The sequence below is a fragment of the Pseudomonas sp. 210_17 TE3656 genome (genome assembly GCF_054821965.1).
The window spans coordinates 1,457,984-1,472,193 of record NZ_JBTRBC010000001.1; the positions used below are offsets into that span (position 1 = coordinate 1,457,984).

A 14,210-nucleotide genomic window follows, 5' to 3' on the forward strand; every position below is an offset into this window, starting at 1 on the left:
CCCCGCCCGCAGGCGAGGGTCTTGTAGCGGATCGGGAAACTTACAGCCCCTGCTTGAGGCTGGCTTCCAGGTATTCGTCGATATCACCGTCGAGCACCTTGTCGCAGTCGCTGCGCTCGATGTTGGTGCGCAGGTCCTTGATCCGCGAGGCGTCGAGCACGTACGAACGGATCTGGTGACCCCAGCCGATGTCCGACTTGCTGTCTTCCAGGGCCTGGGACGCCGCGTTGCGCTTCTGCATTTCCAGCTCGTACAACTTGGCCCGCAGCATTTTCATCGCGGTGTCTTTGTTGGCGTGCTGGGAGCGTTCGTTCTGGCAGCTGACCACGGTGTTGGTCGGTACGTGGGTGATACGCACCGCCGAGTCGGTGGTGTTTACGTGCTGACCACCGGCGCCCGAGGATCGGTAGGTGTCGATACGCAGGTCCGACGGGTTGATCTCGATTTCCACTTTGTCGTCGATCTCGGGGGACACGAACACCGCCGAGAACGAGGTGTGGCGACGAGCGCCGGAGTCGAACGGGCTCTTGCGCACCAGGCGGTGCACGCCGATCTCGGTACGCAGCCAGCCAAAGGCGTACTCGCCCTTGATGTGCACGGTGGCGCCTTTGATGCCGGCGACTTCACCTTCGGACAGTTCCATGATGGTGGCGTCGAAGCCACGCTTGGCGGCCCAGCGCAGGTACATGCGCAGGAGGATGTTGGCCCAGTCCTGGGCTTCGGTGCCGCCGGAGCCGGCCTGGATATCCAGGTAGGCGTTGTTCATGTCCATCTCGCCGCTGAACATGCGACGGAACTCGAGCTTGGCCAGGGATTCTTCCAGGCCTTCAAGCATCTCGACGACATCGTTGACGGCGCTTTCGTCGCCCTCTTCAACCGCCATGTCGAGCAGCTCACGCGAGTCGGTCAGACCACTGGCCATCTCGTCCAGGGTCTCGACGATCTGTGCCAGCGCCGAGCGCTCGCGGCCCAGCTCCTGGGCGTATTCGGGCTTGTTCCAGACGTTCGGGTCTTCGAGTTCGCGGTTGACTTCGATCAGGCGCTCATGCTTTTGATCGTAGTCAAAGATACCCCCGAATGGACTCGGAGCGCTCGGTCAGGTCCTTGATGGTGTTCAGGATCGGTTGGATTTCCATGGGCGGGCAGCTCTCGTGCGTAATCGGTAGAAAAGCCGGGGAGTATAACCGAGTCTGCGCAGCGACGGCAGCCCGTCGGGCGGTTGCTGCAGGGGCAATTACCGGCGGGAGCGTCTCACGCCACGCCGACCTGATTGCGGCCATTATTCTTGGCCAGATACAAGCCCTTGTCCGCCGCCGAAATCAGCTGCCGGCAGTGGCTGCCAATCGCCGGTGTCAAAGTCGCCAGGCCGATGCTCACAGTCAGGTGCGAGTCGGTCTCGGGTGCGGTGTGCGGGATTTTCAAGGCAAGCACGGTCTGGCGTAGCTTCTCGGCAATCAGCCGCGCGCCACCCGGTGAAGTATTGGGCAGCACCAGGGCGAACTCTTCGCCGCCATAGCGCGCGGGCAGATCGCTGGGCCGCGAACAGGATCCACGGATGGCCTCGGCCACCTGGCGCAGGGCCTCGTCGCCGGCCAGGTGGCCGAAACTGTCGTTGTAGGCCTTGAAGTAATCGACATCGATCATCAGCAGCGACAGTTGCTGCTGTTCACGCATGGCCCGGCGCCACTCAAGCTCCAGGTATTCGTCGAAATGACGGCGGTTGGACAGCCCCGTAAGGCCGTCGGAGTTCATCAGCCGCTGCAGCATCAGGTTGGTGTCGAGCAACTGCTGCTGGCTAACGCGCAAGGCACGGTAGGCCTCATCGCGTTGCAGCAAGGTCAGGTAGGAACGCGAGTGGTAGCGAATGCGTGCTACCAGCTCGATGGTATCCGGCAGCTTGACCAGGTAATCGTTGGCGCCCGCTGCAAAGGCCGCGCTCTTGACCAGCGGGTCTTCCTTGGTCGACAGGACGATGATCGGAATGTCCCGGGTTGCCGGGTTGTTACGGTACTCGCGCACCAGCGTCAAACCATCGAGGCCGGGCATGATCAGGTCTTGCAGGATCACCGTCGGCTTGATCCGCACCGCCTGGGCGACAGCCTGGTGCGGGTCGGCACAGAAGTGGAAGTCGATGTTCTCTTCATAAGCCAGGCCACGGCGCACCGCTTCACCGATCATGGCTTGATCGTCGACCAACAGGACCATTGCCGAGTTTTCATTGGTGGTCGGGAAACCGTCGAGCGGTAAATCATTCATGCGCTGTCACCTGGTCACTGCCGACTGGCCGGCGTGGCACAATACATATCGTCATTTTGGAAATATTTCCATTAATCGCGCAGCGATCCGTTCCAGCGGGCGAATCTCCATCGCCGCGTCGATCGCGACTGCGGCCTTGGGCATGCCATAGACGGCGCTGCTGTGTTGGTCCTGAGCAATGGTCAGGAATTTCTGCTGGCGCATCAGCTTCAGGCCCTGGGCGCCATCGCGTCCCATGCCGGTCAGCAGCACGCCAACCGCGTCACCTCGCCAGTAGCGGGCCACGCTTTCAAAAAACACGTCGATCGAAGGCCGGTAGATCTCGTTTACCGGCTCGGCGGTGTAGGCCAGGGTGCCGTTCTTGAGCAGGCGGATGTGGTGGTTGGTGCCTGCCAGCAACACCTGCCCGGGCTGCGGCGCCTCGCCTTCACGGGCCAGGCGCACCGGTAAACCCGAAGCACTGCTGAGCCATTCGGCCATGCCGGCTGCGAACACCTGGTCTACGTGCTGAACCAGCACGATGGCGGCGGGGAACGCCTGTGGCAAGCCCTTGAGCAAGACCTCCAGGGCTGCCGGACCGCCCGCCGACGAGCCGATGGCCACCAGCCGCTGGCGTTGCGCCACCTCACGCAGAGGTGCAGTCATGGGCCGCGGCGTGTTGCTGCGCTGCTGGCCGATCAACCAGCCGATATTGAGGATCTTGCGCAGCAGCGGTGCGGCCGCTTCCTTGGGATCGCCAGCCCCCAGGGCCGGGGTATCAACCACATCCAGCGCACCATGGCCCATGGCTTCGAACACCCGGTGGACATTCTGCTGGCGGTCCACGGTGACAATCACGATGGCGCAGGGCGTCTCGGCCATGATCCGCCGGGTCGCCTCGACGCCATCCATGACCGGCATGATCAGATCCATCAGGATCAGGTCCGGCGCCTGTTCGGCGCACAGCTTCACCGCCTCCGCGCCATTGCTGGCGACCCAGACCACCTGGTGCATGGGTTCGAACGCCAACGCCCGGCGCAGCGCCTCCACGGCCATGGGCATGTCGTTGACGATAGCGATCTTCATCCCTGGGCTCCCCCGATCAACTCAACCACGGCATCAAGCAAGGCGTCATCGTGGAAACTGGCCTTGGCCAAATAGTAGTCGGCTCCAGCGTCCAGTCCACGACGGCGATCTTCTTCCCGGTCCTTGTAGGAGACCACCATCACCGGCAACGTCTGCAGACGGCTGTCACGACGCAACAAGGTGACCAGCTCGATGCCATCCATTCGCGGCATGTCGATGTCGGTGATCAGCAGATCGAAATCCTCGCTGCGCAAGGCGTTCCAACCGTCCATGCCATCGACTGCGACCGCCACCTCATAGCCACGGTTGCTCAGCAGCTTGCGCTGCAACTCGCGTACGGTCAGCGAGTCATCGACCACCAGGATGCGCTTGCGCGTCGCCTCGCGGGTAGTACGCTGACCACGCTCGATTCGCTCAAGGCGACCGGTGCTCAAGAGCTTATCGACCGACCGCAACAAGTCTTCAACGTCGATGATCAGCACAACGCTGCCATCATCAAGCAGGGCACCCGATGAAATATCCTGAATCTTGCCCAGCCGCGCGTCGAGCGGCATTACCACCAGCACCCGCTCACCGACCAGACGCTCGACCGCTACGCCGTAGAGCATCTCGCGCTCGCGGATGACCACCACTTTGATCGTTTGCCCGTCGGTCTGGCTCGGCGGGCGATTGAGCAATTGACTGGCCGCGACCAGGCCGATGTGCCGGCCTTCATGCCAGAAATGCTGGCGTCCCTCAATCTGCACAATGGCTTCGGTCGGCAACTCCAGGGTGCGTTCTATGTGCGCCAGGGGGAAGGCATAAGCCTCGGCAGCGACCTCGACCACCAGGCTGCGTACCACCGACAGGGTCAGCGGCACTTCCAGGTGGAAACTGCTGCCCTGGCCACTGGTCTGGCTCAACACGATCGAGCCGCGCAGTTGACGGACCATATGCTGCACCGCGTCCAGGCCAACGCCACGCCCGGAAACTTCGGTGACCTGGTCGCGCAAGCTGAAGCCTGGCAGGAACAGGAAGGTCAGCAGCTCCGCTTCGCTCATCTGCGCCACGGTTTCGGCCGGCGACAGCTGGCGCTCGATAATGCTCTGGCGCAAGCGCTGCAGATCCACGCCAGCACCGTCATCGCTAAGCTCAAGCACCAGCAGGCCAGCCTGATGCGATGCGCGCAAGCGGATATGCCCTTCCTGCGATTTGCCGGCCAGCAGCCGTCGCTCAGGCAGCTCGATGCCGTGGTCGACAGCATTGCGCAGCAAGTGGGTCAGCGGTGCTTCAAGTTTTTCCAGGACATCGCGATCGACCTGGGTCTTTTCGCCTTCGATCTCCAGGCGCACCTGTTTGCCCAGCGAGCGCCCCAGGTCGCGGACCATCCGGCTTTGCCCGGTAAGCACATCGGCAAAGGGCCGCATGCGACAGGCCAGGGCGGTGTCATAAAGCAATTGCGCGCGCTGACTGGCCTGCCAACCGAACTCATCGAGGTCGGCGGCCTGTTGCAGCAGAAGCTGCTGGGTTTGTCCCAGCAGTTGCTGGGCCTGAGCCAGGGCTTCCTGAACTTCCGCGCTCTGGCCGCTGGCTTGCAGCTGGTTTTTCAGGCCATCAAGGGCACGAACGCTTTGGCTGTGCATGCGCTTGAGGCGCTGCAAGGTGGCCAGATACGGCTTGAAGCGCTGGGTTTCGACCAGCGCCTTGCTCGACAGGTCGAGCAGGCTGTTCAAGCGTTCGGCGGTGACCCGCAGGATCCGCTCGCCACCTTCAGCGGCGCGCTTGCCCTTGCGCGGGACAGGGGCCTCGGGTTCGGCGTCGGCCAGTACCGGCTCGATCAGCGCTTCAGCCATCACCGGCTCGGGCTCAACCCTGGGCATCGGCACAGGGGGCGCGCTAATCGTCGGTGTAGCTGCCGGGTCCAACAGTCCCGCCATCTGCACGAGAAACGCCTGTACCGCAGGCTCAATGGCCGCATCGCCTGGGGTGGCGATACGCATCAGCAGGTCGGTGCCTTGCAGCAAGGCATCGATATGCTCCGCCCGCAGCAGCAAGCGGCCTTCCTGTGCACCGACCAGGCAATCTTCCATGACATGGGCAACGCTGACCCCGGCATCGACGCCAACAATCCGCGCGGCGCCCTTGAGCGAATGAGCCGCGCGCATGCAGGCTTCCAGTTGATCGGCCTGGGTCGGATTGCGCTCCAGCGCCAGCAGGCCGGCACTGAGCACCTGAGTCTGGGCCTCGGCCTCCAGGCTGAACAGTTCGAGCAACGAAGCATCGCGCATTTGCTCTGGGGTCATGAAAGGCTCCGGTTCACAGCAGACAGCACTTGTTCTTCATCCAGCACCCGTACACTGCGCCCACGCCACTGCAGCACGGCGGCGGTAAAGCGCGTTTCGCCCTGGTCATGCACCAGGCGCTCGGGGTCCAGGCCGTGAATACCATCCACTTCATCCACCCGCACCACCACCGAACCACCGGCGGCAGCAATGATCAGCATGCGTGGCATGACCCGCGCCGATGTGCTGACTGTGCCGAGTACGTCCAGATCCAGCAGGTCGGCCAGTGACAGACAGGGCACCAGTGCGCCACGCACGTTGACGACGCCCTGCAAGGCCCGTGACCGTTGGTGAGGCAACGAATGTACCGGTTGCAACGGCGCGACCTCGACCAGGCAACGGGTCGCCAGCGCCAGCCACTCCTCCCCCAGACGGAACAGCAACATCGAACGACCGCCGCCCTCTTCCTGCACCTGCGCCTGCTCATGGGCATCCTGAGACAGCGAATAACGGTCCAGCAGACGAGTTGCGGCGCTGGCATAGACATCGCAATTGCGGCAGTGGATATGTTCGGCCAGCAACGGACAGCTCTTGTCACCGCGCACACCGATCCGGTTCCAGCAGTCATCAATGCTGGCGGCATCCGCAGCAACCACTTGCACCTGTTGCTCTCCCCTCATTGTTCAGACTCCCGGTCAGCCCGCCGTGCAGCACGCTCCTGCAGGCGACGGGCGCCAGCGATATCGCCCTGGGACTCCAGCAGGGCCGCCAGGTGCGCCAAGGCTTCAGCATGCTGCGGATCGAGGTACAGCGCCTTACGGTAATGGCTGAGCGCTTCGCCGGTGTCACCCGCGATATCACTAAGCAAGCCCAGCCAGTAGAACACCTGAGCATGCGGCGGATAATGCTGCAGATAACGCGCGCACGCCGCCTGGGCTTCAGCGCTGCTACCGGCATTGGCCAAGCGGGCAATCTGCGCCAGTAATTCAGCATTGCTTTCTGATACCGCGGGCCCGATCGGTGTTGGCGCGGCAATGATATTGAACTTGCGCGGTGGCGCCGCCACTGGCGATGGACGCGATAAAGTGCCGGGTGCTGCAGAGAGTGGCGCCATCGTCAGCGGTTTGCTGTCGAGCACAGGTTCACTTTCAGTCTGGCGCACATAGGCAAAGGACTGAGCGATACCCAACGGGCGCATGCCCATCCGCGCCAGCAGGCTGCCCTCGGCCGGGCCGATGAACAGTACGCCTTGCTCATGGATCAGACGCTTGAGCACTTCGAACACCCGTTGCTGGGTTGGCAGATCGAAATAGATCAGCAGATTGCGGCAGAACACAAAGTCATAACTGCCCGCCTGGGCCTTCAGTGCAGGATCAAGCACATTTCCCACCTGCAACTTGACCTGCTGACGCACACGCTCATGAATGATGTGGCCGTCGTCACATTCGTCAAAATGCCGCTGGCGAAACTCAAGGTGCGAGCCGCGAAAGGAATTGCGCCCATACAGCCCTTGCTCGGCCCGGTTGATCGACAAGGGGCTGATGTCCATGCCATCGACCCGGAACGAGTTCCCGGCAATGCCAGCGTCAAGCAAGGTCATGGCGATGGAGTAAGGTTCTTCACCGGTGGAGCACGGCAGGCTGAGGATCCGCAGCGGCCGCGCCCCGGCCAGCTCGGCCAGACGCTTGCTGGCCAGCCCTGCCAGCGCCGTGAACGATTCTGGATATCGAAAGAACCAGGTTTCCGGAACAATCACCGCTTCGATAAGCGCCTGTTGCTCCGCCGTCGATTGTTGCAAGCGCAACCAGTAGTCATCCAGGTCGTAGGCACCCAGTGCGGAGCAACGCTGGCGTAACGCACGCTCGACCATCGGCGCGCCGACCGAGGCGACGTCCAGACCGATGCGCTCCTGCAAGAAACGGAAAAAACGCTGGTGGTTGCTCATTGCGGCTCCTGACGCTCACCTGCCTGTTGCTCAGGCAAGGGATACAGCAGCGCCCGTACTGAGTCGCAGAGCAGGTCCTGTACGCTGATGCGTTGCACCAGCCCATGGGCGTCTTCGCGCACTGGCCCAAGGTAAGGTGCCTGCTGATTGTCCAGGCCGTAGGGCTGAAACGCTTCGGGCAGGCAACGCAAGGTGTCGGTGGCCTGTTCAAGGATCAAACCCAGCAACAGTCCTGGCCGTAGCGGTTCAACCCGGTAGTGCACCAACACCAGGCGGGTGCTGGTGCGCACCGGTGCCGGCAGGCCGAAACTCAAGGCGCCGACGTCGATCACCGGCACCAGAGCACCGCGATGGGCCAGCACCCCGGCCACCCAGTCCGGTGTCTGCGCAATAGGTTTGAGCGGCAGGCGCGGCAATACTTCGACGACCTCATGGGCGTCGAGAGCAAAGCGCTGCTCACCGATTCTGAACAACAGGTGCAAGGTCCCGTGAGCGCTTGCGTCCTGGCTGCTGCGGGGCTGATGGTCGCTCATCGGCAGGTCAGACTTTGAACCGCGATACACCGCCACGCAGGCCGCTCGCCACCTGACTCAACTCATCGATGGCAAAACTGGCCTGGCGCAGCGATTCCACGGTCTGGCTGCTGGCATCGCCCAGTTGCGCCAGGGCGTGGTTGATCTGCTCGGCACCGGTGGCCTGGGCCTGCATCCCCTCATTGACCATCAGCACCCGCGGCGCCAGGGCCTGGACCTGATGGATGATCTGGCTCAGTTGCTCACCGACCTGCTGCACTTCAAACATGCCACGGCGCACTTCTTCAGAGAACTTGTCCATGCCCATGACCCCGGCCGACACTGCCGACTGGATCTCGCGGACCATCTGTTCGATGTCATAGGTAGCCACCGCGGTCTGGTCGGCCAGACGCCGCACTTCAGTGGCCACCACGGCAAAGCCGCGGCCATACTCGCCGGCCTTTTCCGCCTCGATGGCGGCGTTGAGCGAGAGCAGGTTGGTCTGGTCAGCGACCTTGACGATCGTCACCACCACCTGATTGATGTTGCCAGCCTTCTCGTTGAGGATCGCCAGCTTGTTGTTGACCAGGTCGGCTGCGCCCATCACCTGATGCATGGTCTCTTCCATGCGCGCCAGACCTTGCTGGCCGGAGCCGGCGAGGATCGACGCCTGGTCGGCGGCCGAGGTAACCTCGGTCATGGTCCGTACCAGATCGCGGGAGGTAGCAGCGATTTCCCGCGAGGTGGCGCCGATTTCCGTGGTGGTGGCGGCGGTTTCGGTGGCAGTCGCCTGCTGTTGCTTGGAGGTGGCGGCGATCTCGGTCACCGAAGTGGTCACCTGCACCGAAGAACGCTGGGCCTGGGACACCAGGTTGGTCAGCTCGCCCATCATGTCATTGAAACCGGTTTCCACCGCGCCAAACTCATCCTTGCGATCGAGGTTCATGCGCACACTGAGGTCACCGCTGCTGAGTTTGTCCAGTGCATGCACGATACGTTGCATGGGCGCAGTGATGGCACGCATCAGCAGCAAGCCACAAATAGCGGCGGCAATAATCGCCAGGACCAGGGAAATGATCATGCTGGCCTTGGCCGTGATCACCGCACCGACGATCGAGTCAGCCGCCTCTTCGGCCGAATGCCGGTTGCGCTCGATCACACTGTTCAGGTGTTTGCGGCCAGTAACCCAGGCCGGAGTCAGCACATCGCCAATCAACTGCCGGGCTTGGGCGTAGTCCTTGCGGACATAGGCTTCAAGCACCGTATCGATAGCCTTGGTGTAGGCATCTTCAAGGCGCCCGAACTCTTCGAAGTTGGCCTGGTCGTCGGGATCCTGGATAGTCGCCTGATAGCTGGCCATGTGCTGCTTGAGGCGATCGTCGAAGTCCTTGTACTGCGCCTTGTCGGATGCCGTGAGCTCACGCTGCCCGCTCAGGCCCACCAACTGCTGGGTCAACACATAACTGTCGACCCAGGCACTGCGGATCATCGAACTGTAGTAAACCCCAGGGATGCTGTCGGTCCGCACCGCGGCCTCATCGGACTCGATGGTCACCAGGCGCGAATAAGCCGCCACCACCATCAACAGCATGATGGCGATAATCACGGCGAAGCTCGCCAGGATCCGTTGGCGCAAGGTCCAGTTTTTCACAGTCAGCCCTCAAGTGTTCTACGCGAGCAGAAAAATGGGCAGAGTATAGCCCAGGCACTATGGGCTTTTGCGGCTGACTTTCAGACTGGATCAATGCAAATTGGCATCATCCTGGCCACTGGCCCGTAATCATTGACCGATGGCTTGCTTCACCTGATTTTCCAGCTCGGCTTTCAACGCCGGATCGAGCTTGAGCTGGCGGGCCAGTTCGTCCAGATAAGCCCGCTCCATGAAATGCTCCTCGTCAACCAGCATGACGCTGGCGATGTACATCTCGGCGGCCATTTCCGGCGTGCGGGCAGCGCGCGCCACATCGGCCGGGTCCAGCGGTTTGTTGAGCTCGGCATGCAGCCAGTGCTGCAGTTCCTGATCGTTGGAGAGCTTGACGAACTCGCCCTCGATCAACGCCCGTTCGCGCTCGTCGACGTGGCCATCGGACTTGGCCGCCGCCACCAGGGCCTTGAGGATTGCCTGGCTGTGCTGTTCGACCTGGGCAGGAGGAAGACGATCGAGGGTCTGCGGCTCAGCCGGCGCCGTGGCGCCCTGTTTGGCCTGCCAATTGCCATAGGCCTTGTACGCCAGTACTCCAAGCGCTGCCAGGCCGCCGTAGGTCAGGGCTTTACCGCCGTATTTGCGGGCTTTTTTACTGCCCATCAGCAGGCCCATGGCCCCGGCAGCCAGGGCCCCGCCGCCGGCACCGGAGAGCAGACTGCCGAGGCCACCACCGCCCCCAGACTTGCCAACGGACGTCTTGCCTGACTGATTCTGCAACAGCTCCTGGCCGGACTTGAGCAACTGGTCAAGCAAACCACGGGTATTCATCGCGCGTCTCCACAGTGCGGAAATGAAGGCCAAGAATAAGCCCTCACCACACTCCCGGCTCATCGTAATCTTGTCACAACATTTCCAGTGACTGCTCTTTGGCATGGAACCGGATCGCATTCTTGCCTGCACCCTTGGCCTCATACATGGACTTGTCCGCCAGCTTCACCAGCGTATCCGGCTCCTCGCCATCGTCGGGGAATACGCTCACCCCGATACTGGGCGTGACAAACACCTCATGCCCGTCCGCCATAATGGCCTGCCCCACCGAAGCGAGCAGTTTGCGGGCTATGGGCTCGATCTGGCTGACGTCATGGATATCTTCCAGCACCATAGCGAACTCATCGCCGCCCAACCGCGCCACGATATCGACGTCCCTCAGGCAGCCTTTGAGCCGGCTGGCAATGGTGGTCAGCGTGCTATCGCCGACCATGTGCCCCAGGCGGTCATTGATGTCCTTGAAGTGGTCAAGGTCCAGGAACAGGATCGCCACCTTCAAGCCGGCACGCTGGCCACGGGCAATGGCCTGGGTCAGCCGCTCGCGAAACAGCACCCGGTTCGGCAGATCGGTCAGCGAATCATGGGTGGCCAGGTAACCCTGCAACTCCTGCTCCGCCTGTTGTCTGGTGATATCACTGCACACCGCCACATAGTTGAGGGTCGACTCATCAAGACTGCGAATGGACGTGATGCACAGCGACTCCAGGTAGAGGTCGCCGCACTTCTTGCGGTTCCACAGTTGCCCCTGCCATTGCCCATGTTCGATGAGGCTTTGCCACATGTCGGCATAGAACGCCGTGGATTGCCGGCCGGAACTCCACAGGTTCGGTTTCTGACCCAGCACTTCTGCTTGCGTATACCCCGTCATCCGGGTGAAGGCGGGGTTGACCTTGGTGATCCGGCCACTCTGGTCGGTGATGATCACGCCATTGAGGGTGATGTTGAATACCTGGTCCACCAGCCACAGGTGCTCAAGGGATTTGCGCTGGGCATCGTCCCGCTGCCGCCGCCATTGCAAGGCAAACGCCCCCAGCGCAATCAGTGCCAGTGACAAGCCCAGCGCCGCCCAGCAGATCCGGTCGAAGAGCTGCTTGCTGTTGCTGGCCAACTGCCCGGACTGCTCGACATTGACCCGCAAGGCGCTGGACAGCAGGCGGTCCAGCCGATTGAAAAACGGCGTGCTTTGTTCGTACCAACGCATGACGCCGTCATAATCTTCGAACTGAAGCCGCGCCAGCGACTCGTGCGCAAGTGTGCTGGCTTGCGGCAGCGCGATCCTGATCTGCTCTGCCAATTGCCTTTCTCGGGGGCTGCTGATGCCTTCGGGATAATAGAGTTGCCATTCCCTGGCGATGGAATCGAGCCTGGACGCGACCTCCCTGGCATAGGCTGCAGTCGTACTGGCCTGGCGATGAGCAAACACCTGCCATTGCATCTGACGAATATCGCTCTGGGACGCACGAATGCTGGCAAGGTGCCTGATAGGCGCCGAATTGCCGTTGTACATCGTGTGAATGTAGTTATCGAACGTGCTGATCATCATCAGCCCCCCGATCAAGACGGCGACTGCGCTGGCGATGCCAAGGGACACAGCGGGATAAAGCTTTACCCCGTTCTTGTTGTTCAAATACGCGCGCATCGTTAACGCTCTTCCAGGCCTTGCCTGTACTTATCCGCACCGAGGGATGTAGTCGTTGTTGATCATCCGCTTCAGTAGCCGCGCTGCCGGCCGGCAAAATATCTTGCGCCTGAAGGTTTTATCCAGCCATGCATTGAGTTCGTACAGCCGGACGGGGGCCAGGCCAGGGTAATCCTTGAGCGCTGCGACCACATCGTGCTGTACCTGATAGTTGCCACGCAGGTTGCGGCTTTCGATGTATTGCCTGACGAAACCATGGATATCGCAGGTTTCACTCTCTGAAATGAAGATTCTGTTCAAGCTTTGCGGATACTGTTTGGTAAATTCCGGCAGCATGTCCGACTCCTCATAGCGCTAGATGATGAAACGCGCGACCAGCCTGTTCAGGTCCGTCGCCAGCACCGAAAGTTCGCCACTGGCCTGGAAAATCTGCTCTGCGGCACTGGTGCTCTGTGCCGAGAGGTTGTTGATACTGACCAGGTTCATGTCCACGGACTTGGCCACCTGTGCCTGTTCTTCGGAAGCAGTGGCGATCAGACAATTGCGATCGTTGATATCGGAAACCGCCCGGGCGATCGCGGAAATCGCCGTGCCCGCCTCGCGGGCGATCTTCAGCGTCGCCATCGCCTCCTGGTCGGTCTGCTTCATCGACGCCACCGCCATCTGCGAACCGCTCTGGACGCTCTTGATCATCTCCTCTATCTCTTGCGTGGAGGCCTGGGTACGGTGTGCCAGGGCGCGCACCTCATCAGCTACCACTGCAAAACCACGTCCTTGCTCACCGGCCCGGGCCGCTTCGATGGCTGCGTTGAGTGCCAGGAGGTTGGTCTGTTCGGCGATGGCCCGGATCACATCCAGGACCTGGGCAATGCTGGCAGTGCGCACCGCCAGTTGTTCAATCTCCACACTGGTGCCCTGGACCGCGAGGCTCAGGTTTTCGATCGAGGTGATGGTCTCGGTCACCCGTTGCATGCCGGTGCGCGCCGACTGCTCCGACTGTTGGGTGGAGACCGATGCCGCCACCGCGTTGCGTGCTACCTCATCCACTGCCGCCGTCATCTCGTTCACCGCGGTCGCCGCAAGCTCCGTTTCCATGCGCTGGCGCTGCACGCCCGAGCTGGATTGATGGGTAACGGCGCTCATTTCTTCCGCTGCTGCCGCCAGTTGCGACGAAGAATCGGCGATGTGATGAATAGTGCCTTTCAGGTTGCCCAGCATCTGCGCCGTAGCATTCTGCAGCTCGGTAAGCTCGTCCTTGCCGGAAATACCGATATCGCCCACCAGATTGCCGCCGGCGACTTTCTGCGTGACCCCAAGAAGCTCGCGCAGGGGCACGATGATGCTGCGGGTGAAAACCAGAGTGAGGACGCAGGTCACCAACAGCGCGATGCAGACCACCACGATGGTCGCCAGGGTACTCTCATGCGCTTCTTCACGGGCCTTGGCACCGGACTGCTCGGCACGCTCCATCATCAGGCGCTGCAGGTTCCCGGTGGATTTCAACAACACCTCGGCCGCGGGTGCTGAAGTACTGTTGATGAACCTCACCCGCTCTTCCTGGCTAGCCGTGCGGCCCAGCGCCAGTAACTGCTCAACCTGTCCGGTGAACGTCTTGACGTTGGCGTTGACGATATCGAAAAGGCGCTGTTCCTCAGGGCCGTAAATCAACGGTACATAGGCTGCGGTTGCCTGTAGCAGGGCATCCTTGCGGCGGCTTATCTGTTCGGCAGCGGCAGCGGCATCGGCGGATTGCGAATTGCCCATGGCGAAGAGCAGGTTTGCCACCCGCAACCTGTAAGTGGCAGCTTCGATAAGGCTGGCCTGGCGAACACTCGGCAGGCAGTTGTCCTGCAGGTCCGTGATCGACCACTGGACGTTCTCCATGCGCCACAGCGACTGCCCACCGAGCAACACCAGCAAGACGCAGGTAATACCGAACGTCATGACGGTCCTGGGAACCAGCTTTATATTCCTGATAAACATGTGCGCCACCGCCGAGCCCTGCAGGACATAGATCCACGTGGGTGAACCTTACCCGCGGGTACCTGCCCTGCTCTAT

Annotated in this window: 12 protein-coding genes; all 12 read right to left on the reverse strand. The window is 61.7% G+C overall.

Features of this window, described 5'->3' with window-relative positions:
• Positions 1 to 40: 40 nt before the first annotated feature.
• The 12 genes from prfB to ACVI9W_RS06995 all read right to left on the reverse strand — a co-directional run bounded on the left by prfB (position 41) and on the right by ACVI9W_RS06995 (position 14,134).
• Positions 41 to 1,136, reverse strand: a protein-coding gene (prfB, locus tag ACVI9W_RS06940) for a peptide chain release factor 2 (protein ID WP_096335686.1) whose coding sequence is annotated in 2 segments (ribosomal slippage) — positions 41 to 1,063 and positions 1,065 to 1,136 — 1,095 coding nt in all. Because the reading frame shifts where the segments join, the coding sequence is not laid out codon by codon here.
• Between the two features lie 115 nt (positions 1,137 to 1,251).
• Positions 1,252 to 2,256: a diguanylate cyclase domain-containing protein gene (locus ACVI9W_RS06945; RefSeq protein WP_461529572.1), complete on the reverse strand. Its 1,005-nt coding sequence runs from the start codon at positions 2,254 to 2,256 to the stop codon at positions 1,252 to 1,254.
• Between the two features lie 51 nt (positions 2,257 to 2,307).
• A complete protein-coding gene (gene cheB / locus ACVI9W_RS06950; RefSeq protein WP_461529573.1) occupies positions 2,308 to 3,321 on the reverse strand; it encodes a chemotaxis-specific protein-glutamate methyltransferase CheB in 1,014 nt (337 codons plus the stop codon).
• Positions 3,318 to 5,603 (reverse strand): response regulator, encoded by a 2,286-nt coding sequence (locus ACVI9W_RS06955; RefSeq protein WP_461529574.1) that lies wholly within the window; start codon positions 5,601 to 5,603, stop codon positions 3,318 to 3,320. The genes cheB and ACVI9W_RS06955 overlap by 4 nt, the downstream gene beginning before the upstream one ends.
• The gene (locus ACVI9W_RS06960; RefSeq protein ID WP_461529575.1) at positions 5,600 to 6,262 is read right to left on the reverse strand and encodes a chemotaxis protein CheW; all 663 of its coding nucleotides are present in this window, start codon (positions 6,260 to 6,262) and stop codon (positions 5,600 to 5,602) included. The genes ACVI9W_RS06955 and ACVI9W_RS06960 overlap by 4 nt, the downstream gene beginning before the upstream one ends.
• The gene (locus ACVI9W_RS06965; RefSeq protein ID WP_461529576.1) at positions 6,259 to 7,527 is read right to left on the reverse strand and encodes a CheR family methyltransferase; all 1,269 of its coding nucleotides are present in this window, start codon (positions 7,525 to 7,527) and stop codon (positions 6,259 to 6,261) included. Before ACVI9W_RS06965 ends, ACVI9W_RS06960 begins: the two co-directional genes overlap by 4 nt.
• Positions 7,524 to 8,060, reverse strand: coding sequence for a chemotaxis protein CheW (locus tag ACVI9W_RS06970; protein WP_461529577.1), 537 nt, complete (start codon positions 8,058 to 8,060; stop codon positions 7,524 to 7,526). Before ACVI9W_RS06970 ends, ACVI9W_RS06965 begins: the two co-directional genes overlap by 4 nt.
• 7 nt (positions 8,061 to 8,067) lie before the next feature.
• Entirely contained in the window at positions 8,068 to 9,630 is a 1,563-nt protein-coding gene (locus ACVI9W_RS06975; protein ID WP_461531799.1) for a methyl-accepting chemotaxis protein, read from the reverse strand.
• 189 nt (positions 9,631 to 9,819) lie between these two features.
• Positions 9,820 to 10,512 carry a tellurite resistance TerB family protein gene (locus ACVI9W_RS06980; RefSeq protein ID WP_461529578.1) on the reverse strand — a complete coding sequence of 231 codons (693 nt, stop codon included), beginning with the start codon at positions 10,510 to 10,512 and terminating at the stop codon, positions 9,820 to 9,822.
• A 73-nt stretch (positions 10,513 to 10,585) separates the two neighbouring features.
• On the reverse strand, positions 10,586 to 12,151 hold the full coding sequence (locus ACVI9W_RS06985) for a diguanylate cyclase domain-containing protein (RefSeq protein WP_461529579.1): 1,566 nt from the start codon (positions 12,149 to 12,151) through the stop codon (positions 10,586 to 10,588).
• A 30-nt stretch (positions 12,152 to 12,181) separates the two neighbouring features.
• Positions 12,182 to 12,487, reverse strand: coding sequence for a hypothetical protein (locus ACVI9W_RS06990; protein WP_461529580.1), 306 nt, complete (start codon positions 12,485 to 12,487; stop codon positions 12,182 to 12,184).
• Between the two features lie 18 nt (positions 12,488 to 12,505).
• Positions 12,506 to 14,134 (reverse strand): methyl-accepting chemotaxis protein, encoded by a 1,629-nt coding sequence (locus ACVI9W_RS06995; protein WP_461529581.1) that lies wholly within the window; start codon positions 14,132 to 14,134, stop codon positions 12,506 to 12,508.
• Positions 14,135 to 14,210: the final 76 nt, after the last annotated feature.

Coding starts and splice junctions, on each gene's coding strand:
- ACVI9W_RS06945 (WP_461529572.1), bottom strand. CDS start 2,256: ATGAATGATTTACCGCTCGACGGTTTCCCGACCACCAATGAAAACTCG.
- cheB (WP_461529573.1), bottom strand. CDS start 3,321: ATGAAGATCGCTATCGTCAACGACATGCCCATGGCCGTGGAGGCGCTG.
- ACVI9W_RS06955 (WP_461529574.1), bottom strand. CDS start 5,603: ATGACCCCAGAGCAAATGCGCGATGCTTCGTTGCTCGAACTGTTCAGC.
- ACVI9W_RS06960 (WP_461529575.1), bottom strand. CDS start 6,262: ATGAGGGGAGAGCAACAGGTGCAAGTGGTTGCTGCGGATGCCGCCAGC.
- ACVI9W_RS06965 (WP_461529576.1), bottom strand. CDS start 7,527: ATGAGCAACCACCAGCGTTTTTTCCGTTTCTTGCAGGAGCGCATCGGT.
- ACVI9W_RS06970 (WP_461529577.1), bottom strand. CDS start 8,060: ATGAGCGACCATCAGCCCCGCAGCAGCCAGGACGCAAGCGCTCACGGG.
- ACVI9W_RS06975 (WP_461531799.1), bottom strand. CDS start 9,630: ATGCTGTTGATGGTGGTGGCGGCTTATTCGCGCCTGGTGACCATCGAG.
- ACVI9W_RS06980 (WP_461529578.1), bottom strand. CDS start 10,512: ATGAATACCCGTGGTTTGCTTGACCAGTTGCTCAAGTCCGGCCAGGAG.
- ACVI9W_RS06985 (WP_461529579.1), bottom strand. CDS start 12,151: ATGCGCGCGTATTTGAACAACAAGAACGGGGTAAAGCTTTATCCCGCT.
- ACVI9W_RS06990 (WP_461529580.1), bottom strand. CDS start 12,487: ATGCTGCCGGAATTTACCAAACAGTATCCGCAAAGCTTGAACAGAATC.
- ACVI9W_RS06995 (WP_461529581.1), bottom strand. CDS start 14,134: ATGTTTATCAGGAATATAAAGCTGGTTCCCAGGACCGTCATGACGTTC.